This is a genomic window from Phenylobacterium sp. T106, from assembly GCF_057219735.1.
In genome coordinates, this window is the sequence record NZ_JBXVWA010000002.1 from 359,440 (window position 1) to 379,271 (window position 19,832).

Below are 19,832 nucleotides of genomic sequence, written 5' to 3' on the forward strand. Positions count from 1 at the left end.
GGTTCGTGGTCAAGTTGATTGCGCTGCGCGCGGTCAGAGGGTCGCCAGGAAGGCTTCGTAGGCGTCGCGGTCCATCAGGGCGTCGTACTCGGCCTTGTCGGCGAGCTTCACCTTGGCGAACCAGCCGCCCGCCTCGGGGGCGGCGTTGACGGTCTCGGGGGCTCCGGCGAGCTCGCCGTTGGCCTCGACCACCTCGCCCGAGACGGGGGCGTAGACGTCGGACGCGGCCTTGACGCTCTCGACCACGGCGAAGGCGTCGCCGGCCTTCACGGCCTTGCCCACGTCGGGCGTCTCGACGAACACCACGTCGCCCAGCTGCTCGGCGGCGTAGGCGGTGATGCCGACGGTGGCCACGTCGCCGTCCAGCTCGACCCACTCGTGATCCTTGGTGAAGCGCATTCGGGAGTCTCCTAGAGAGTCTGGGGTGCGCCGCAGGCGCTGTCTGTTTTGACCACGAACCACACGAACGACACGAACGGCCCGCGGTCGCGTCGCGAACCTTTGCGCCACTGTTCGTGTGGTTCGTGTGGTTCGTGGTTCAATTCTGTCGGCGCTGACGCGCCAGGGGTGCTCATCGCCTAGACCTTGCGCACGTAGCGGTGGGGGACGAAGGGGCTGGGGACGACTTCGGCGGGCTGGGGCTTGCCGCGGACGATGACCTGCAGGCGCGCGCCCACGGTCTTCAGCGCGGGCGGCACGAAGGCCAGCGCGATGCCCGCCTTGAGGCAGGGGGAATAGCCGCCCGAGGTGACGACGCCGACGACGTTTCCGGACTCGTCGGCCACCTCGGCGCCCTCGCGGGCCGGGGCGCCTTCCAGCACGCGCAGGCACACCTTCACCCGGGCCGGACCCTCGGCCAGCTCCTTGACGATCCGCGCGGCGCCGGGGAAGTCACGCTGCTCGCGGCGGTTCTTGTTGACCGCGAAGGCGAGCCCCGCCTCGATCGGCGAGACGGTCTCGTCCAGGTCGTGGCCGTAGAGCGGCAGGCCGGCCTCCAGCCGCAGCGAGTCCCGGGCGCCGAGGCCGATGGGCCGCACGCGATCGTCCGCCAGCAGCAGGTTCCAGACCCGCACGGCCTCGGACGACGGCACGGAGATCTCGTAGCCGTCCTCGCCGGTGTAGCCCGAGCGCGAGATGATGAGGTCGGTCCCGAAGCCGGGCATCGCGCGGATGTCCATGAACACCATGTCGGCCGCGGCGGGCACGTGCGCCTGGACGAGGGCGGCGGCCTCGGGGCCCTGGATCGCCATCAGCGCCCGGTCCTCCAGGCGCACCACGTCGACCTGGCCGGCGAGCTCGTCCTCAATGACCTTGAAGTCGTTGTCCTTGCAGGCGCCGTTGACCACCAGGAAGAGGTCGTCGTCGACCGTTCCATCCGGAGAGGTCGGCCGGCCGGCCATCAGGTCGTCGATGATCCCGCCCGTCCGGTTCAGCAGCACCGAGTACTTCTGCTTGCCGGCCGCAAGGCCGATGAAGTCGCCGGGGACCACCTCCTCGAAGGCCGAGAGGGGCGAGACGCCGCGAAGGCGCGCCTGGCCCATGTGGGAGACGTCGAACAGGCCGGCGTGCTCGCGCGTCCAGAGGTGCTCCTTCATCACGCCGTCGGCGTACTGCACCGGCATGGAATAGCCGGCGAACGGAACCATCCGCGCGCCGCGCGCGACGTGGTCGTCGGTGAGCGGGGTGGTCTTCAGGACGTCCGGCGGATTCTGGCTCACGGGGCGGATGGACCTCGGCTGACGGCGCGCGCAGGGGAACAGCCCCCTGACGTTCGGCGCCCCCGCTGTCCTCTGAGCCTGAGAGATTTCGGATCGCCTAAAGCCCGGCGGCCCTCTGCTCCTTCGGCGAGCCCTGTCGCCAGGACTGCTTTCCAGCGTTCATCAGCCCGTCGCGGTCCTTTTGCCTGAGCGTTTCCGGGGCGGTTGCGCCTTCGGCGCCCTGCGTAGCTTCAGCGAAGCAGGGCCTCTCCCGCGAGAGTTGGACGGGTTGTGGTTCGGCGCGCGGGGGGAGTCAATGGCGCGCGTGGGGCCGGGGTGCGGATGGAGCGCGAGGCGCCTGCGGTGCGGGCAGGGGCCGGCGCCCGGGATCGGCTGGAAGGTGTGGCGCAGGAGGGGGCGCGGGGTCTTGGATGCGCCACCAGGCGACATTCGGATCCGTGCGGAGAGCGGGTCTTCGACCGTCCTTCCCGGCCAGGACCGCTTTCGACCGGACGGAACCGAAGTCCTGAAAGCGGCTTACCGCAAGCGGGGCCGTAGTCGACGCCCCGGCGTCAGCCGCGCTTGGCGCTCAGAAATGGATGGCGGGGGCCGGCTTTGCCGGCTTCCGCGCTTACTTGGGCGAGCGGGATGCTGCTGAAGGTTGACACGACGTGCTGGCGGGCGGACGTCGCGCCGAGGGCCGCCATCATCGTCGACGTGGCGGACTACTTCGCAGCTGTGAAGTCTGCGGTCCGCAAGGCCAAGCGATCGGTCCTGATCCTGGGGTGGGCCTTCCACCCGAAGACCATCCTGGATGTCACTCCGGAGGCTGACGACCCGGCGTCGTGCGGGATCGCGGCGTTCCTGAGGGATGTCGCTGATACGCGTCCCGACCTGGACGTGCGCGTACTCTGCTGGAAGGCGGCGCTGCCTGTGGCGATCTCGCAGGCCATGTATCCGCAGCGGGCCGCCAAGTACTTCAAGGGATCCCGGGTGAGGTTCGTCCTTGACGGGCGCTTGCCCCACGGCGCGAGCCATCACCAGAAGGTGGTGGTCGTCGACGACAAGATCGCCTTCGCAGGCGGTTGCGACTTCGGCCCCGATCGCTGGGACACCTGCGACCACGAGGACGACAACCTCCGCCGGGCCGCGATCCCGGGCGATCATCCCTGCTTCGACGCGCGCCACGAGGTGATGAGCCTGGTGGACGGCCCACCCGCGCAGGCGTTGGGCGAGCTCTTCCGTGACCGGTGGCTGCGCGCCACAGGCGAGGCGCTCGCGGCGCCGGGGCCGACCCGGGCTGATCCCTGGCCGAGGGAGATCGTCCCGCAATTCCAGGACATCCGGGTAGGACTGTCGCGCTCCCGCGCTGGCTGGCGGGACTATCCGAAGCTCCGGGAGGTCGAGGCTCTCTACCTCGCCTCGATCGCCGCGGCGCGGTCGTGCATCTACCTCGAGAACCAGTATTTCACCTCGCCGATGATCGCCGAGGCCCTAGCGCAGCGGTTGGGGGAGCCGTCGGGACCCGAGATCATTCTGGTCTCCACCGAGCACTCCCCGAGCTACTTCGACCAGATGACGATGGACCGGACGCGGTCGCTGTTCATCAAGCGGCTGAAGGACGCCGACAAGTTTGACCGGTTCCGAATCTACAGCCCGGTGACGGCGATGGGCCGTGCGATCATCGTCCATGCGAAGCTGGCGATCATCGACGACGTGTTGGTGCGGATCGGCTCGGCCAACCTCAACAATCGGTCCATGGGGTTCGACAGCGAGTGCGACGTCTCGCTCGAACCCTGCGGAGACAACCGCACGGCGTCGCGCGCCGCCATCCGCGCCCTGCGCACCCGCCTTATCGCGCACTGGCTCGCGTGCGACGAAGCCGAGGTGGATCGCGCCGCTAGGTCTGCGGGCGGCATCGGAGCAGGCATTGAAGCCTTGCGTCGTCGTGGCCTCTGCCGACTGCGCCCCATCGAACCCACGCCCCTGAAGCCGTTGGCGGCTTTCGTGGCGACGTTCCACATCGGCGACCCCGTCGGCGCCAAAGATGCCTGGCTGCCGTGGCAACGCCGGGCCGCCGCGAAACAGGCGTTGGCGCAAGCCGCGACCGATCTGCGTTCCGACGGCCTTCCGGCAGTCCGCGGCCGCCTCAGCCCGAAGACGGTGTGAGGTGGCCGCACCGGACCAGTCGCCGCCGTGCCTTCAGCGAAGGGCCGCCGGCGACCCGGACGGACAGTCTGAATGACGGCGCGGACGCCCCGACATCTCGCGCGCAAGCTGCTGCCGCCGGAGAAGCGGGCGCGCGGTTGGATCAAGCCGCTGGCGCAGGGCATCGATGTGGTCGCCCGCTTCGGATACATCGCCAGAGGCGCAGTCTACCTCACCGTGGGCGCCCTCAGCCTGCTCGCCGCATGGGCCCCCAGTCGCCGCCCAGAGGGCCCCATCGGCGCACTGCAGACCTGGGCGCATTGGCCGATCGGCCTGCTTCTGCTGCTCTTGACGGCCGTTGGCCTGGTGGCGATGGCGAGCTGGCGCTTCCTCCAGGCGGCCCTCGATGCGGACGGCGTCGGGGATCGAACGGACGCCTTGATGCGTCGCGCGGGGAAAGCCGGCGAAGGCATGGTCGATTTGGCGATGGCGATGTCGATCCTGCACGTGGTGACCGCCCTGGGCGGGCGTGCGCCGATTGACGACCAAGCGAGCGCCCAGGCACTGGCGGCGCGCGCCCTGGACCTGCCGGGCGGCGGGCTGCTGCTGATGGCGGTCGGCGCCGGCCTGGCGGCCAGCGGCGTCTCGAACATGTGGAGGGCGGCGACGGGACACTTCACGCGGGACCTGGACTGCGAGGACGAACCGGCCCGCCTGGCTGGCGTTGTCGGGCGCTTGGGCCTGTTCTCGCGCGGCTTCGCCCTGGTGGCGGTCGGTGCGCTGACCGCTTTGGCGGGCTGGCAAGCCAGGCCAGAGTACGCGCGGGGCGTCGGGGGCGCGCTGGATCGGCTTAAGGATCAGCCGCTTGGGCCTGTGCTGCTGGCCGCGCTGGGGGTCGGCTTTGTCGCCTATTCCCTGTTCAACTTCACGAAGGCGGTGCTCCGTCGGATCGGGCATTGAGCTCCGTTGCGCCTATCCAGCCCGTTGGGGTCGCTTGCTGATCTCGTCTGACATGCGCCATCAGCTGACATTACGACCGACCCGGAGAGCAGGCCTTCGATCGGGTGATCGTTGCTCCTGCGGCTTTGGCGCCAGTCGCCATCTGACTCCTGGGCCGCTCACGAGGTCGGCGTGTTGCGCGCCTGGAAACTCAACCGGGCCTCTACCGCCCGCCTACCGCGTCCCATGGAGCGCGAATTGTGCAGCGGATACCGGCGGGTTCGAAGTTCATTTCGACTTCACCGGCAAGCTCTGACGCGAGCCCACGTTGCAGCAGCCGCGACCCGAAGCCGCGCGACTTCGGAAGGCTAACTCGGGGGCCGCCGCGCTCCTGCCATTGGATTTCGAGGATCTCGGGGTCTCCGCTCGTCAGCCAGGTCACGTGGACTTCCCCGTCCGGCACGCTAAGCGCGCCATACTTCATCGCATTCGTTCCGAGCTCATGGAACGCCATCGACAACGACAGCGCGGCCTTCGACGAGAGCCGTAGCGGCTCTCCAGCCAACTTCACCCGATCGCCCACCCCGCTCAGAGCGTCCAGCACGCCCTCAGCAACTTCGCGCACTCCGACACCCTCCCACTGTTCTTTGGTGAGGATGTCGTGCGCAGCGGCTAGCGCCGTTATGCGGTTGAGGAATGCCTCTCGCACCTCCGCTGGGCGATCGGCGCCGCGTAACGTCTGCGCGGCGATCGCCTGAACCGTGGCGAGGTTGTTCTTCACGCGGTGGTTCAGTTCCAGCACCATGAGGCGTAGGTGTTCTTCGGCCTCGCGCATCTTTCGCTCAGCCTCTTTCCGCTCGGTGACATCGCGGAGCGAGATGGCGACACCACCGGCACGCAGGGGACCTATGCGCAGCTCGACCGTGCGGCCTGACCTGAAGGCTGACGCAAATTCAGCTTCGGTCACGTGCCCTCGTTCCATCGCTCGCAGGCACGCTTCACCGAAGGGGCGGTCTCGACCATCGGGGAAGATATCCCACAAGCTGCGGCCGAGGACATCGGCGCGGCTCATCTGGAAGAAGTCCTCGGCAGCGCGATTGAACACCACCACCCGCCAGTCCCTCGCGACGGCATAGAAAGCGTCCGACACGCTCTCGATCAGGTCGTCCAGCCGCCCGGCTTCGGGCGGCGTCGGGGGCTGGGACAGTACGCTCACGGCTCATCTTCGCAGGCACAAAGCGCAAGTGGAAGCGCCGGCTCTCAGCAAGCACCCTCAGCCACGTCTCCAGTGCCCAGACCATGGTCCGGGCTGCGCCACGAGTGGGCGCTGGGACCAGGCCGCGAAGCGGACCTCAATTCAAGGCTTCAAGCCACGGGTTGGCAGGATGCGCACGTTCGAGAGCGACGCGCAGCCACGCCCTCGCGTCGGGCGACATGGCCGGAAGGCAGGACGCGAAATCCGCTTCGTCCTTTGGTCGCCGTGACTTCGCCTTGTAGAGGATCGCACCCTCTGGCCGTAGAAACGGGATGCCGTCGCGGACATCAATCATTCGGTCGCGTGACGCCGCAATTGTCGTGTCTCGCCGATAGACCCAGGTCCGCTGGTCGCCTGGCTCTTGCATGACATCCACGCGCCAAAGCCCAGCAATCTGGTCGAGCACCCAGACCTGATGCTTGTCAGCCGGCATCGGCGCGAGAGGCGGCAGGCGTAGAACCTCTCCATCGCCCACCGCGAACAGCGCATACTGGGAAAAGTGGGTGCGGATCGCCGGCAGGTCGGATTCGACGATCGCAATCTCCAGGTCTTCGTGAGCGCGGGACTGCCTGCCTAGGAAAAGATCAACCGCCCAGCCGCCGACGACGCACCAGGGAATGCCGATGCCGTCGAGGTGTCGAGCCGCGTCCCAAGGCGTCCACGCTGCGCGCCATGCTTCCAAGCCAGGGCCTTCCCAACGTCTGCTCACGTCGACCATCGAGGTGGTCTAGCCATCGGCCGACAGCCAGACAACTTGAGCGAGGTCAGCCTAGCGCCACCTCCAGAACGCGCCGTACTGCGCGCGGCGAACGGGATGTTCCATATGTGTTCTTGACAATCCCTCCCGCTCGTGCCATCCTGCTGCTCGCGTCGAGGCGTGTGCGCTGAGGGTGGCGGCGGGCTTGGCGGCGGGTTCGGCGCGCGCGGTGGCGGGGCCGGGCGGATTGCGACAATCGAGGAGATCGGGCGATGGCGGCGGGCCGGAAGGCGCGCGCGTCGGCGGAGGCGTCGGCGGGCGGCAAGCGGAAGCGGAAGATCCATGCGCGGTGGTCGGACGCGCTGGCCGAACGGCTGCTGGCGCGGCTGGCGGCCGGGGAGTTCCTGTACCGGATCACGCGCGAGCCGGGGATGCCGACGCCGGAGGGCGTGGCCAAGTGGGCCCGGGAGCGGCCCGAGTTCGCCGAGCGGCTGGACGCGGCGCGGCGCGCCGGCGGGCGTCCGCCGGGGCAGCGGGGGCCGGTGTCCACCTTTTCCGAGCACATCGCCGAGGAGGTGATCGAGCGGCTGTGCGAGGGGGAGAGCCTGACCGGGATCGGCGCCGATCCCACCATGCCGTGCCTGTCGACCCTGATGCGCTGGCGGCGCGAGCGGCCCGACTTCGAGAACGCCGTGCAGGTGGGGATGCGCGCGCGGGCCGAGCGGCTGTGCGACACGAGCTGGGAGATGGCCGAGGCGGCGACGCCGGAGACGGCGTACCTGACCGGCATGAAGCTGGCGCACCTGCGCTGGATGGCGGGGGTGATGGCGCCGCGCGTGTTCCGGCCGCGCCTGGTGGAGCCGGAGGCGCCGCGCGACGTGCGCACGGTCATGTTCCGCCACTTCAAGATCGAAAAGGACCCGGAGACCGGGAAGGACAAGGTGGTGGGCTACTGCCCGAACCCCCACACGGGCGAGGTGGAGCGCGAGGACGCGCCGGGCTACCAGCGGCCCACCGGGCCGGGGCGCTGGTTCGTGCTGCCGGCGTAGGGCGGGGCGGCGGATGCGGCGGGGTCCGGCCCGGGTCGATTGCGACAGCCCTGCGCCGTTCGGGAGGAGGGCGCGGGCGGTCAAGGTTTCGCCGCAGAGGGCGCCGAAGGTCGGGGCTTTCCGGGGGGACCTGCATGACGATCGCGCGCGCTCTTGTGGGGGCCCTGGCGCTGGGGCTGGCCCTGGCGGGGCCGGCGGCGGCGCAGGGCGTGGCGGGGCCGGGGCGGCTGGAGGACCCCGAGGCCGTCATCGTCGCCGAGCTGGTGGTGCAGGCAAAGGAGCCGGGCCCCGCCTGGTGGCGGGTGGAGGACGACGACACCACGGTCTGGATCCTGGGCATGCCCGACAGCGACCTGCCGGCCGGGACCGCCTGGGACCGGCGGTTCGTGGACCGGCGGCTGAAGGGCGCGAACAGCCTGATCGTGGGGACCCGCATCGGGCTGTCGGGGCGGCTGCGCGACGTGCCGCTGATCCTGCGCACCGTCAACCAGATGAAGAGCAAGACGCCGCTGGAGGAGACGCTGCCCGAGCCGCTGCGGTCGCGCTTCGTGGCGGCGCGCGAGCGGGTGGGCCAGCCGGCGGCGCGCTATTCCGGGTGGAAGGGGCTGGTGGCCGGGATGCGGCTGGCCGAGGACGCGCGGGGCAAGGGGGCGGTGGCGGTGACCTCGTCGATCCTGCGCCAGGCCAAGCGCGAGAAGGTGAAGGCGGTGGACCCGGCGCGCTACCAGATCGCGCCGTTCCTGAAGCAGGCCACGGGCAGCCTGACGCCGGCGCTGCACCAGCAATGCCTGGAGGAGGCCGTGCGCGACGTGGAGGCCGGGCGGGCGCGCGACGCGGCGGCGGCCCGGGCCTGGACGCGGGGCGACGTGGCCGGCGCGCTGACCGCGCCGCGCAACTTCCAGAAGTGTGTGCTGCTGATCGGCGGCGGGGGCGAGCTGTGGCGCCGCGCGATCCAGGACCAGGCCGACGCCATCGCCGCGGCGCTGCAGCGGCCGGGCCACTCGGTGGCGCTGGTGAGCCTGCGGCCGCTGCTGGCGCAGGGCGGGGTGGCCGAACGGTTGGAGGCGCGGGGGCTGGAGGTGATAGGGCCCGGCGGCGAGGCGGAGTCGGACTCCTGACGGCGGCTCAGGGCAGCTCGCGGACCCAGATGTTGCGGAAGCTGATGGGCGGGCTGGGGTCGCCGTGGGCCTGCAGCTTGATCGGCGCGGGGCCATGGGCGCGGTACTTCGGCTTGCCGATGAACACCGTCTCGCCGGCGAGGACGGCGTCGTTCTGGACCAGCACGCCGTTCATCAGGGCGGTGACGCGGGCGGGGGACTTCAGCGCGCCGTCGGGGCCGAACACCGGCGCCGTCCAGACCACGTCGAACGTCTGCCACTGGCCCGGCGGGCGGGACGGGTTGGCCAGCGGCGGATGCTGCTTGTAGATCGCGCCCGCCTGGCCGTTGACGTAGGTCTCGTTGCGCCAGCTGTCGAGGATCTGGAGCTCGTAGCCCCCGTCGCCGCCGCCGGTGGAGGCCAGGAACAGGCCCGAGTTGCCGCGCGCCTGGCCCTCGCCGGTGATGTCGGCGGGCGTGCGCCATTCCAGGTGGAGCTGGAAGTTGCGGAAGGCGCGGCGGGTCTGGATGTTGCCGGCCGGCTTGACGACGGTGACAACGCCGTCGGCCACGGCCCAGCGGGCGGGCGCGCCGTCGCGCACCGAGACCCACTCCGAGAGGTCGCGGCCGTCGAACAGGACGATGGCGTCGGACGGCGGCGGGGCGGGCTGGACGGGGCCGGGGCCGGCGTCGACCACGGGCGGCTTCGGCGTCCACTGCTCGGTATCCTGCGGCTTCATGACCTGGGCCCAGCAGGCCGCCGCGGCGCCCAGCGCGGCGGCGGCGGCGAGGGCGACGGCGAGCCGCCGTCTCAAAGCTCCCAGCCCTTGCGATAGTTGCGCGTGAGCCAGCGGTTGGCCTCCGCGGCGTTGGTGACGCGGCCGGCGGCGCCGTCCCACTCGATCGCCCGGCCGGCCAGCAGGGAGACCACGCCCAGCATCATGGTCTCGTTCAGCGGCACGGCGTCGGCGAAGGGGCAGGAGATGGCCTCCTCGCCCGTGACGGCGCGGACGAAGTTGAGCTCGTGCCCCTGCAGGCCGCCGGCGATGCGGGGCAGGGTCTTCGGGACCTCGGCGGCGGCCTCCTTCAGGCCCTCGCCGATGAGGATCGGCCGCTCGCCGTAGGTCTCGTGCATCAGCATCCCGCGCGAGCCCAGGAACAGCACGCCGCCGTCCGGGCTCATGATGAGGTTGGACGGGAAGCCCGGCGGCGTGGGCGGCAGGAGGCCCCCGTCGTACCAGGTGAGCCGCAGGCCGCCGGCGAAGTCGAAGCGCGAGACGGTGGCCAGCGGGAAGCCCGAGATCTGGGCCGGCCGGCGCGTGCTCCACAGGCTGTCGCCGCCGGGCCAGCGGGTGTGGCGGGTCTCGACGCGGGTCGGCAGTCCCGGCTGCAGCGCCCAGATCGGGAAGTCGATGAGGTGGGCGCCCATGTCGCCCAGGGCGCCGGATCCGAACGGGACCCAGCCGCGCCAGTTGAAGTGCGCGTAGTCCGGGTGATAGCCCCAGTCGACGTCGGCGGGGCCGAGCCACAGGTCCCAGTCGAGCGTCGGCGGCGCGGGCTGGGCGGCCGGGCGGGGAATCCCCTGCGGCCAGACCGGACGGTTGGTCCACACCAGCACCTCGCGCACGTCGCCGATGATCCCGGCGCGGACCAGCTCGACCACGCGGCGGCCGTCGTCGCCGGAGTGGCCCTGGTTGCCCATCTGGGTGACGAGCTTCGGGTTGCGCCGGGCGAGGTCGAGCAGCAGCCGGCCCTCGTTCACCGACCAGGTGAGCGGCTTCTGGACGTAGACGTGCAGGCCGCGCTCCATGGCCAGCTTCGCGGCCACGGCGTGGTGGTGGTCGGGCGTGGCGATGACGACGGCGTCGAGGTCCTTGGCGCGGGCGTCGAGCATGCGGCGGTAGTCGGCGTGGCGCTCGGCCTTGTCGTAGGCGGCCTTGAGGTCGGTGCGGTCGGCCCGCAGCTTGCCGTCGCGGTCGAGCAGCGAGCGGGCGACCCGGTCGAAGTCGACGTCGCAGGCGGCGACGATGTTGTGGCCGGTGAGCCGGGCCATGTTCGAGGCGCCCTGGCCGCCGGCGCCGATCACCGCGAGGTTGACCTTCTGCCCCGGCTTCAGGCGGCGGGCGGCGAGCGCGGGCCCGGCGAGGCTGGCGGCCGCGGCGGCGCCGAGGAGGCCCCGGCGGGTGATGTGGTGACCGTTGCGCATGCCGCCCCCTGGCTTCCCGACCGCGGCATTTGGCTCCGCCGCGCCGCGGGGCGCAAGCGTCAGGCGAACACGGCCAGGATGGCGCGGACGAAGCCGGGCTCGACGAGGCGCACCGAGCCGGGCGGCACGCCCAGGAGACGGTCGAGGACCGCGGCCTCGTCCTGCAGCCGGGTCTCGAGCAGGGTGGTGGCGGTGTCGAGGTCGCCCCGCTCGGCCGCCGAGATGGCCTCGACGGCGACGGTCATGCGTCCATCGCCGAGGTTCAGGAAGATCTCGGCCAGCAGCGTGGGCGAGACGGGGTCGAAGACGCCCTCGCGGACCCCCTCGCGGACCATGTCGACGATCACCGGGATGGTCACGCGGCCCATGGTGGCCAGGATGCGGCGGTTCAGCAGGACGTTCTCGGCGCGCAGGATGGCCTGGAAGACCGCCTTCAGGAGCGGGGCCTGCTCGATCTTCCACTGCGCGCCCTGGGCGATGAAGGCGTTGAGGCGGGTGAGCGCGTCGAGCGTGGGGTCCTCGAGGATCGGAGCGGCGTCCTCGATCACGCGCGCCGCCACGCGCTCGGCCAGGGCGTCGAGCAGCGCCTCCTTGGAGTCGAAGTAGTGATAGAAGGCGCCCTTCGACAGGCCCGCCATCTCGATGATGTCGTTGACCGTCGCCGCCTCGTATCCGCGCGAGAAGAAGAGGGCCTGGGCGCAGTCCAGGAACTGGGTCCGGCGCGCCTGCGGCGGAAGCTTGATCCGTGTCATGGCGTGCGGGCGGTCCCCGAAGGAGGGTCGATATCGGACGCTCCGATTTAACTGGCAAACCGACCGTCGGTCTACTACGGATTCCGCCGATCACGGGAGGGCTTCGCGATGGCGGTCCTTGATCTGCAGGCGCGGCGGCAGCCGGGGGGTCCCGAACCGGAAGCGCCGCCGGCGCGTCGGCGGCGGAACCTGCCGTGGCGGCGCGGCCTCCTCGCCCTGGCCGTGGCGGCGGCCGCCGGCTACGGCGGCTGGCGCGCGCTGCAGCCAGTGGAGGTGGCGACGGCCGCGGTGAGCGTCGGACCCGCGGTGGACGCGGTCTATGCCTCGGGCGTGGTGGAGTACGTGCGCCAGGCGCGGATCGCGCCGGTGGTCACGGCGCCCATCCGTCGGGTGCTGGTCGAGGAGGGCCAGGCGGTGCGCGCCGGCCAGCCGCTGGCCGAACTGGAGGACGGCCCACAGGAAGGCTCGGCCCTGCAGCTGGAGGCGCAGGCCGGCCTGGCGCGGGCCGTGGCCGCGCGCCAGGCGCGGCTGCAGGCGGCCGGTTTCGGCGCCCGGGCCGTGTACGAGGATGCCCAGGCCCAGGCGCGGGCGGCCGACGCCGCGGCGCGCAGCGCCCGCGCCCGGCTCGCGGACTACCGGCTGACGGCCCCCTTCGCCGGCCACGTGATCCGCCGGGACGCCGAGCCGGGCGACCTGGCCAGCGTGGGCCGGCCGATGTTCGTCGTCGCCGACACAGCCACGCTCCGGATCACCGCGGACATCGACGAGCGCGACGTGGGACGCCTCGCGGTGGGCCAGGACGCCGTCGTGCGCTCCGACTCCTTCCCCGGGCGCACCTTCGCCGCGCGGATCGCCGAGGTGACGCCGCAGGGTGACTCGGCGGGGCGCACGTTCCGGGCCCGGCTGGCGCTCCCGGCCGGCAGCGCGCTGCGGCCCGGCATGACCGTGGAGTCGAACCTGGTCACCGGACGCCGCGAGCGGGCGGTGCTGGCGCCGGCGTCGGCCGTGCGCGACGGCGGCGTCTGGATCATCGAGGACGGCCGCGCGCGCCGCCGCGCCGTGCAGACCGGCGCGCAGGGCCCCGAGCGCACCGAGATCGTGTCGGGCCTGAAGCCCGGCGACCGGGTGATCGTGTCGCCGCCCGAGGGCCTGAAGGACGGCGCGCGGGTGAAGGCCGGGCGCTGATGGGCGGCCTGCTCACCCTCGCCGACATCGCGCTTGCGCACCTGATCGTGCGCGTGCGCCAGACCATCGTGGCGACGCTCGGGGTCGCCGTGGGCGTGGGCTTCTTCCTGGCCGTCTCGGGGATGATGGTCGGTTCGGAGAACGACTTCGTTCGCACGCTGATCGACTCGGCGCCGCACATCATCGTCCGTGACGAGCAGCGGGCGGGCGCGCGCCAGCCGGCGCTCGACGCCTGGCCGGGCGGCGCGGTGGAGGTGCGCGGGATCAAGCCGGAGGAGGAGGTGCGCGGGCTCAAGGACTGGCCCGCCATGCTGGCCGACGCCCGCGCGCTGCCGGGGGCGATCGCCGCGCCTTCGCTGTCCGGCGCCGTGACGGTGCGCTTCGCCGGGCGCACCGAGCCGGTGGCCCTGAACGGGATCGATCCGCGGCTCGAGGGCAAGCTCGCCAAGATCGAGGTCAGCCTGGTCGGCGGACGGCTCGCCGACCTGGAGGCGCGTCCCGACGGCATCATCGTCACCCGGCCGCTCGCGGATCGGGTGGGGGCCAAGCTGGGCGACACCCTGCTGGTGGCGTCCTCGGCGGGCGTGACCCAGCGTATGCGGATCCTGTCGCTGGTGGAGCCCGACGCCATCGCGGGCTTCTACGCCGGCGACAACACCGCCTACGGCCTGCTGCGCACCGCCCAGGTGCTGTTCGCGCGCCCGAATGTGGTGAACCAGCTGCACGTGAAGCTGGCCGACCCCGACGCCGCCGACGCGACCGCCGCGCGGCTCGAAGGGCGCTGGGGCTACAAGTGGGAGTCCTGGCAGGAACGCTCGCGCGACCTCCTGAACCTGCTGGTGGCGCGCAAGGTCGTCCTCTACGCGGTGATGTCGGCGATCCTGCTGGTGGCGAGCTTCGGGATCTACACGGGGGTCTCGTCCAGCGTGGCCGACAAGCGGCGCGACATCGCGATCCTGCGCGCCATGGGCTTCACCGAGCAGGACGTGCAGAGCATCTTCCTGATCGAGGGGATCGTGGTGGGGGCCATCGGCGCGATGGCCGGCTTCGCCCTGGGCACGGCCCTGCTCGAGGCCATCGCGCGCGCGCCGCTGACCGTCCAGGGCAAGCCGCTGGTGCTGCCGCTCGATCGCAGCGCCCAGCAGTACATGATCGCCGGCGCCGCCTGCATGGGCGCGGCCCTGGTGGCGGCGTGGCTGCCGGCGCGGCGCGCGGCCCTGGTCGATCCCGTGGACATCCTGCGGGGGGCGGCGTGACCGCGCTGCTCGACGTCCGCCAGGTGTCCCGCACGCTGGTCGACCCCGAGCCGGTGTCGCTGTTGCGCGACGTTTCGCTGGTGGTGGAGCGAGGCGAGTTCGTGGCCATCGTCGGACCCTCCGGCTGCGGCAAGTCCTCGCTGCTCTACCTGCTGGGCCTCCTGGACCGGCCCACCACCGGCAGCGTGACGATCGACGGCCGGGCCACCGAGGACCTGTCGGAGGCCCAGCGTACGCACCTGCGCCTGGCGCGGATCGGCTTCGTCTTCCAGTTCCACTTCCTGCTGCCGGAGCTGACCGCCCTGGGCAACGTCGCGCTGCCGATGCGCCGCGCGGGCGTCGGCCGGGCCCAGGCCGAGGCGCGGGCGGGCGAGCTGCTCGCCAAGCTGGGCATCGCGGGCGAGGGCTGGAAGCGGCCCGACCGCATGTCGGGCGGCCAGCGCCAGCGGGTGGCGATCGCGCGCGCGCTCGCCAACGACCCGGTCCTGATCCTGGGCGACGAGCCGACCGGCAACCTGGATTCCGCCAACTCGACGCGCGTGGTGGAAGAGTTCCGCCGGCTGGCGCACGAGGAGGGGCGCGGCGTGGTGTGCGTCACCCACGACCGCGAAGTGGCGGACGCCGCGGACCGCCGGATCCACATGCTGGACGGCCGCATCGAGCGGGAGGACTGACCGCGCGCCGCGCGCGCCGCCGAAAAAGGCTTAACCTTGACGCATCCGCGGATGTGCGGCCTCCGTAACTCCGTCCGGGGCAACGCGTGGGGGACGCGGATGGGATGGCGCAAGCTGAGCGGCGCGGATCACTCCGTGGTCGAGGTGGAAGGCTGCCTGGAGCAAGCCGACTGCGCCGCGTTCAGCGCCTTCCTGGCCGGCGCCGCCGCCGAAGCCGCCGCCGCGGGCGAGGAGCTCGAGATCGATCTCTCGGGCCTGCGGGAAATCTCGTCGCATGGCCTCCGCGCGCTCGCCAGCGCCCAGCGCCAGTGGCGCCGCATCGTGCTGACCTGCCCCGAGGGCCGGGTCCGCGAGATCCTCACCATCAGCCGGATGGACAGCGTGTTCCGTATCCAGGCCCCGTCCATCGCGTTCATCGGCCCGGCGAAGCCGTCTCCGCGCGCCGCGGACGAGGCCGAGGGGGCGCGGGAGATCTGAGGCGTCCCGTCCGGAGCGCTTGGTCCTGAAGTCGGTCATCGGCCTCCACAGCCCGGACCCGCGCGCCCCTACGGATTCCGCGGCTCCAGGCGAAAGCCGAGTGGCAGCAGCGCCTCGATCGTGCGGCGATCCTCGGTCCCGTCACCGCCGACGCTGACCACCTCGCATCCCGCCTGCGAGAACTCCCAGATCTTCTGGCGGCAGCCGCCGCAGGGCCAGATGAGCCCTGGCAGCGACGAGGCCACCCAGACGCGCCGGATGGCGGCGCGGCCGGACGTGACCATGGCCGAGATCGCGCTCGCCTCGGCGCAGACGCCCTGCGGATAGGCCGCGTTCTCCACATTGACCCCGTAGTGGACGCCGCCGTCGGCATCCTCCACCGCGGCGGCCACGTGGACGCCCGAGTAGGGGGCATGCGCATGCGGCAGCAGGCGGCGAAGCTCGCCGGCGATCGCCGCGGAATCGGAAGGGGCCATGTACGGAAGCGTCGTCCCAGGTCGCCAGAGGGACGAACGACAGTAGCGCCTCCGGTGCGCTTGTCGAATCCCCGCTAGCGGGCCCCGATGAGGGTCAGTTCCGTCTGCCGGCCGTCGAGGTAGCGCACGGTCGTGCCGTCGAAGACGGCGTCCTCCTCGGTGCGGAACTGCACCTCCTGGCCTCCCCACTCCGGCACGGTCGCGAAGGCGGAGAGCTCGATGGACCACACCGTCGGCGCGCGCACGGGGAAGTCGCCGCGGGGATCGGCGTTCTGATTGTCCCAGAACCCGATGGCGGGCCCCGCGCCGTGGCCGTGGTAGCCCAGGGGGTGCGAGTAGATCGAGGGCTTGAGGCCCGCCGCGATCGCCTTGCGCCGGGCCTCGGCCAGGATGTCGTTGCCGGTCACGCCCGTCCGGAACGATGACGTCAGCGCATCCTGGATCGCGTTGGCGGCGCGGAGCCCGGCCTTCAGCCCCTCGGGCGCGTCGCGCTCACCGTCCTTCAGCACATAGGCCAGATGCTGGGTGTCGGTGTTGAGCCGCAGGTAGGTGACGCCGAAATCCGTCCAGACCAGATCGCCCTTCCGGATGACCGTGTCGCCTTCGAGGAGCCCCTTCGCGCCCTGCCGCTGGACGCCCACCGACGGATGGAACCAGGTGTCGACGCCCAGGCGCGCCATCCGCTCGCGCAGGAACCACTGCACGTCCGCGGTGGTGGTGACGCCCGGACGGATGGTCCTGGCCGACAGCCCCTCGGCCAGGATGGCGTGGGCCAGGCGCACGATGCCGGGGTAGATCTTCAGCTCGGTGGGCGAGCGCGTCTCGAGCCAGCCGACCGCCAGGCTGTCGTTCGGGGCGACCTTGGCGCGCAGCTCGGGAGCGAAGGCCGCCATCATCTCGGAGTACTGGCTGTGGGTCAGGCCGTCGCCGAAGGCCGTCCGGCCCGAGACATTGACCGCGATCCGCTTCGGCGCGCGCCGCGCCACGAGATCGGCCAGCGCCTTCCACTGGTCCGGCTGCTGGTCCGGATTCCAGGCGGGCTGGAACAGTCCGCCCAGGCCGTAGCGGCTGACGGTCAGTCGTTCCACCGGTCGGCCTTCGCCCGGATCGAAGAAGACCAGGATGGTGCGCCGCCGCGCCCGCAGGCTCTCGGCGTTCAGCATCGTGGCGACGACCGGATCCTCCAGGTACTCGCGGGCCACCAGAATCCACATGTCGAAGCCCTGTTCCCGCATGAGCTGCGGCACGATGGTCTCCAGGCGCTCGGCGAGGATGGCGTCGACCACCCGCGCGCGGTCCCGCTGGGTCAGGATCTGGGGCAGCGCCGGGCGGGCCGCCTCGGTCTGGCTCATCGGCAGCACGGGCGGCTCGGCGGCCGACGCCGAACCTGCCAGCAGGGCCGCGGCCCCTGCGATCATCCATCCCTTCATCGACGGCTCCCCAACGGCTGAGCGGCCATTGCTGCCGGGAGCCGCGGCGCTCGTCCAGCATCCGCCTTCGCCGGGGCGCCGACGATGCGCGCCAGGGCGACGAGCGCCGTCAGTTCGCGCCACGGATGGCCCGGATTCGGGCGGCGCGACGACACGCCGCGGGAGGAAAAGTCCGGCCGGCGCCCATTTTCCGCCGCGGTCGGCCGTCAGGACGCTCGGCCTCGCCGCGCCCCGTTCATCGCGGCGTCCCAGTCAGTCCGCCTCGAAGCCGGCCCAGTCCGGCGAAGGCGCATCGTCGATTAAGGCTTCAGATGGTGTCGGGCGTTCGTGCGCGTGTCAGTGACCTTGCCGAAAGACGGCCGTTGGTTCTCCTGTCCCTGGCGGCCCTCGTCGCCGCCGGCGCCGCCGCGGCCAGTCCCCTGGGCCAGCCCGAGCGGACCGCGGTGGCCGGCGCGGTCCAGGAGGCCGTAGCCGCTGCCTCCGCCAAGGGCGACCCGGCGTCCGTTCCGCTGGAACGCGTGTGGGAAGGCCGGGACGTCGACGGAGACGGGAAGGCGGACTTCGCCAACCCGACCGGTCAGGAAGCCCGGGGACACGACGCCTATGGCGCGGGCGCGTTCGGCGCCCGCCGGGACGGCGGCTCGCGGCGGCATGAGGGCGTGGATTTCGTGGCTCGGGCCGGCCAGCCGGTCGCCGCGCCGATCTCCGGCTTCGTCACGAAGATCGGCTTCGCCTACGCCGACGACCCGTCGCTGCGGTTCGTGGAGGTGACCAATCCCGCCCTGCGCTACGCCGCGCGGGTCTTCTATGTGAATCCCACGGTGCAGGTGGGCGACGCGGTCCAGGTCGGCCGCCCCATCGGCCGGGCGCGCTCGCTGCAGCGGAAGTACCCGGGCGGCATGACCGACCACGTGCATCTCGAGATCATCGACCAGCGGAGCGGCCGCATCGATGCGACCAAGGTCATCGTCGCCCAGTACGCGCCCGCCGCGGACTCCGCCGCCGCCGCCGACTAGGGCCGTAGCAGCGCCTTGAGCTCGGCGCCGGTGGCGGCTTCGGCCAGGCGGTCGAAGCGGCCCTCGTCCGCGATCTGGCGCGCGGCGCGGAGGAACCCGCCCCAGGCGGCCCGGGCGAGCGCGCCGCCGACGCTGATGCGCCGCACGCCCAGGTCGGCGAGCTGCGCCACGGAGAGGCCGGGGGCGCCCATCAGGACGTTCAGGGGCCTGGGCGCCACGGCCTTCACGGCGGCGGCGATCTCGTCGGCGGTCCTGAGGCCGGGCGCATAGAGGCAGTCCGCGCCCGCGTCCGCCAGGGCCACCAGGCGGTCGAGGGTCGCCTTGAGGTTCATCTGGCGGACCAGCAGCCCCTCGGCCCGGGCGACCAGCACCGCGCCCGCCGCGGTCGTGGTCGCCTTGGCGGCCCGGACGCGCTCGACCGCCAGCGAGGTTTCGTACAGCGGGTGACCCGGCGCCTGGCTCATGTCTTCGATCGACAGCCCCGCCACCCCGGCGTCCAGGGCCTTCTGCACGTTGGCCGCGACGTCCTCGGGACTGTCGGCGTGTCCGTTCTCGAAGTCCGCGCTCAGCGGCAGGTCCACGGCGCCGGACAGTTCGGCGAGGTGCGCCAGGGCGTCGTCGAGCGGGACCTCGTTGTCGAGCCGGCCGCTGGCCCAGGCCATGCCCGAACTGGTGGTGGCGATCGCCTGGAACCCCAGGGCCTGCAGCATCCTGGCGCTGCCGGCGTCCCAGGGGTTGGGGATCACGAAGCAGCCGCTTTCGTGCAGGGCGCGGAGGCGGCTGCGCTTCTCGGCAAGCGTGGGCATGGAGCCTCCAAGGCAAAGCTTAATGCGAACGAGGAGTCGTCGGAACGTGGGCGAAACGAATCGCGACCGAATCACTGACTCCCAGCGATTCAGCTTCTGTTCCCTACGACATATTGTGGGTGAATCGCTTCGGCGCACAACGAAGTCGAAGCCTGGGCCGCGCAGGGGCCGCCGTCGGCGCGGCTCGCCTTGACGCGGGAGAGCCCTTCCTCTACATCGCCCGCTCCCCGCGCGAGCCCTGGCTCGACGCGCCTCTGTTCTTTGCGAAGGTTCTCGCCATGTCGCGCCGCTGCGAACTCACGGGTGTCGGTCCGATGGTCGGCCACAACGTGAGCCACTCGAACATCAAGACCAAGCGCCGGTTCATGCCGAACCTGGTGGACGCCAAGCTGCAGTCCGACGCCCTGGGCCAGAGCTACAGCCTGCGGGTCACCAACGCCGCGCTGCGCACGCTGGACTTCAAGGGCGGTCTCGACGCCGTGCTCCTGAAGTCGAAGGACGAGAACCTGTCGGCCCGCGCGCTGAAGCTGAAGCGCCAGGTCAAGGCGAAGCTCGCCGAGACCGCCGCGGCCTGACCCGTCAGCGTCGCACGGAATTTCGAAGGGCCGCTGGAAACAGCGGCCCTTTCGCTATTTCGGCGTTCCCATTGTCAACGCGCGCACACGGCGCGGCC

At 71.7% G+C, this 19,832-nt stretch carries 20 protein-coding genes and 1 riboswitch; of the genes, 10 read left to right on the forward strand and 10 right to left on the reverse strand.

The genetic code is table 11. From position 1 onward, the window contains the following. Positions 1–33: 33 nt before the first annotated feature. Positions 34–399, reverse strand: coding sequence for a glycine cleavage system protein GcvH (gene gcvH / locus AC2D8W_RS06425; RefSeq protein WP_293481309.1), 366 nt, complete (start codon positions 397–399; stop codon positions 34–36). Between the two features lie 179 nt (positions 400–578). Continuing rightward, the gene (gene gcvT, locus AC2D8W_RS06430; RefSeq protein ID WP_484670834.1) at positions 579–1,718 is read right to left on the reverse strand and encodes a glycine cleavage system aminomethyltransferase GcvT; all 1,140 of its coding nucleotides are present in this window, start codon (positions 1,716–1,718) and stop codon (positions 579–581) included. Between the two features lie 163 nt (positions 1,719–1,881). Continuing rightward, a riboswitch (glycine riboswitch) is annotated at positions 1,882–1,981 on the reverse strand. Between the two features lie 364 nt (positions 1,982–2,345). Here gcvT and AC2D8W_RS06435 point away from each other — a divergent pair. Further along, the gene (locus tag AC2D8W_RS06435) at positions 2,346–3,866 is read left to right on the forward strand and encodes a phospholipase D-like domain-containing protein (protein ID WP_484670835.1); all 1,521 of its coding nucleotides are present in this window, start codon (positions 2,346–2,348) and stop codon (positions 3,864–3,866) included. 72 nt (positions 3,867–3,938) lie between these two features. After that, positions 3,939–4,805 (forward strand): DUF1206 domain-containing protein, encoded by an 867-nt coding sequence (locus AC2D8W_RS06440; RefSeq protein WP_484670836.1) that lies wholly within the window; start codon positions 3,939–3,941, stop codon positions 4,803–4,805. Between the two features lie 202 nt (positions 4,806–5,007). Here the strand turns inward: AC2D8W_RS06440 and AC2D8W_RS06445 are convergent, their stop codons facing one another. Together AC2D8W_RS06445 and AC2D8W_RS06450 are read right to left on the reverse strand one after the other, a co-directional pair. Beyond that, positions 5,008–6,000: a sensor histidine kinase gene (locus tag AC2D8W_RS06445; protein WP_484670837.1), complete on the reverse strand. Its 993-nt coding sequence runs from the start codon at positions 5,998–6,000 to the stop codon at positions 5,008–5,010. A 136-nt stretch (positions 6,001–6,136) separates the two neighbouring features. Then, a complete protein-coding gene (locus AC2D8W_RS06450; RefSeq protein WP_484670838.1) occupies positions 6,137–6,757 on the reverse strand; it encodes a nucleotidyltransferase domain-containing protein in 621 nt (206 codons plus the stop codon). A 251-nt stretch (positions 6,758–7,008) separates the two neighbouring features. Between AC2D8W_RS06450 and AC2D8W_RS06455 the strand changes: the two genes are divergently transcribed. Beyond that, positions 7,009–7,785 (forward strand): terminase small subunit-like protein, encoded by a 777-nt coding sequence (locus tag AC2D8W_RS06455; RefSeq protein ID WP_484670839.1) that lies wholly within the window; start codon positions 7,009–7,011, stop codon positions 7,783–7,785. A gap of 134 nt (positions 7,786–7,919) precedes the next feature. Beyond that, complete coding sequence (locus AC2D8W_RS06460; RefSeq protein WP_484670840.1) at positions 7,920–8,903, forward strand: TraB/GumN family protein; 984 nt, start codon at positions 7,920–7,922, stop codon at positions 8,901–8,903. Between the two features lie 7 nt (positions 8,904–8,910). On the opposite strand, the gene AC2D8W_RS06465 is transcribed toward AC2D8W_RS06460, so the two are convergent. Genes AC2D8W_RS06465 through AC2D8W_RS06475 form a run of 3 tightly spaced genes read right to left on the reverse strand, consistent with a single transcriptional unit; the run spans position 8,911 to position 11,839 of the window. Then, on the reverse strand, positions 8,911–9,696 hold the full coding sequence (locus tag AC2D8W_RS06465) for a 3-keto-disaccharide hydrolase (RefSeq protein ID WP_484670841.1): 786 nt from the start codon (positions 9,694–9,696) through the stop codon (positions 8,911–8,913). Next, positions 9,693–11,087, reverse strand: coding sequence for a Gfo/Idh/MocA family protein (locus tag AC2D8W_RS06470; protein ID WP_484670842.1), 1,395 nt, complete (start codon positions 11,085–11,087; stop codon positions 9,693–9,695). Before AC2D8W_RS06470 ends, AC2D8W_RS06465 begins: the two co-directional genes overlap by 4 nt. 59 nt (positions 11,088–11,146) lie before the next feature. Next, on the reverse strand, positions 11,147–11,839 hold the full coding sequence (locus AC2D8W_RS06475) for a TetR/AcrR family transcriptional regulator (protein WP_484670843.1): 693 nt from the start codon (positions 11,837–11,839) through the stop codon (positions 11,147–11,149). A gap of 108 nt (positions 11,840–11,947) precedes the next feature. On the opposite strand from AC2D8W_RS06475, the gene AC2D8W_RS06480 reads away from it, so the two are divergent. From AC2D8W_RS06480 to AC2D8W_RS06495, 4 genes are all read left to right on the forward strand, one after another. Further along, positions 11,948–13,024, forward strand: a complete 1,077-nt coding sequence (locus tag AC2D8W_RS06480; RefSeq protein ID WP_484670844.1) for an efflux RND transporter periplasmic adaptor subunit — start codon at positions 11,948–11,950, stop codon at positions 13,022–13,024. Beyond that, complete coding sequence (locus tag AC2D8W_RS06485) at positions 13,024–14,280, forward strand: ABC transporter permease (RefSeq protein WP_484670845.1); 1,257 nt, start codon at positions 13,024–13,026, stop codon at positions 14,278–14,280. Before AC2D8W_RS06480 ends, AC2D8W_RS06485 begins: the two co-directional genes overlap by 1 nt. Then, the gene (locus AC2D8W_RS06490; protein ID WP_484670846.1) at positions 14,277–14,954 is read left to right on the forward strand and encodes an ABC transporter ATP-binding protein; all 678 of its coding nucleotides are present in this window, start codon (positions 14,277–14,279) and stop codon (positions 14,952–14,954) included. Before AC2D8W_RS06485 ends, AC2D8W_RS06490 begins: the two co-directional genes overlap by 4 nt. 99 nt (positions 14,955–15,053) lie before the next feature. Further along, positions 15,054–15,431: an STAS domain-containing protein gene (locus AC2D8W_RS06495; RefSeq protein ID WP_484670847.1), complete on the forward strand. Its 378-nt coding sequence runs from the start codon at positions 15,054–15,056 to the stop codon at positions 15,429–15,431. Positions 15,432–15,499: 68 nt separating this feature from the next. Here the strand turns inward: AC2D8W_RS06495 and cdd are convergent, their stop codons facing one another. Next, a complete protein-coding gene (cdd, locus tag AC2D8W_RS06500; RefSeq protein ID WP_484670848.1) occupies positions 15,500–15,907 on the reverse strand; it encodes a cytidine deaminase in 408 nt (135 codons plus the stop codon). Between the two features lie 74 nt (positions 15,908–15,981). Continuing rightward, positions 15,982–17,325: a M24 family metallopeptidase gene (locus AC2D8W_RS06505; RefSeq protein WP_484670849.1), complete on the reverse strand. Its 1,344-nt coding sequence runs from the start codon at positions 17,323–17,325 to the stop codon at positions 15,982–15,984. A gap of 374 nt (positions 17,326–17,699) precedes the next feature. On the opposite strand from AC2D8W_RS06505, the gene AC2D8W_RS06510 reads away from it, so the two are divergent. Further along, the gene (locus tag AC2D8W_RS06510; protein ID WP_484670850.1) at positions 17,700–18,353 is read left to right on the forward strand and encodes a M23 family metallopeptidase; all 654 of its coding nucleotides are present in this window, start codon (positions 17,700–17,702) and stop codon (positions 18,351–18,353) included. Here AC2D8W_RS06510 and AC2D8W_RS06515 read toward each other — a convergent pair. Continuing rightward, positions 18,350–19,159: an isocitrate lyase/PEP mutase family protein gene (locus AC2D8W_RS06515; protein WP_484670851.1), complete on the reverse strand. Its 810-nt coding sequence runs from the start codon at positions 19,157–19,159 to the stop codon at positions 18,350–18,352. The two genes, AC2D8W_RS06510 and AC2D8W_RS06515, sit on opposite strands and share 4 nt — an antisense overlap. Positions 19,160–19,437: 278 nt before the next feature. Here AC2D8W_RS06515 and rpmB point away from each other — a divergent pair, with 278 nt between their 5' ends. Then, positions 19,438–19,734 carry a 50S ribosomal protein L28 gene (rpmB, locus tag AC2D8W_RS06520; protein WP_293480468.1) on the forward strand — a complete coding sequence of 99 codons (297 nt, stop codon included), beginning with the start codon at positions 19,438–19,440 and terminating at the stop codon, positions 19,732–19,734. Positions 19,735–19,832 lie beyond the last annotated feature (98 nt).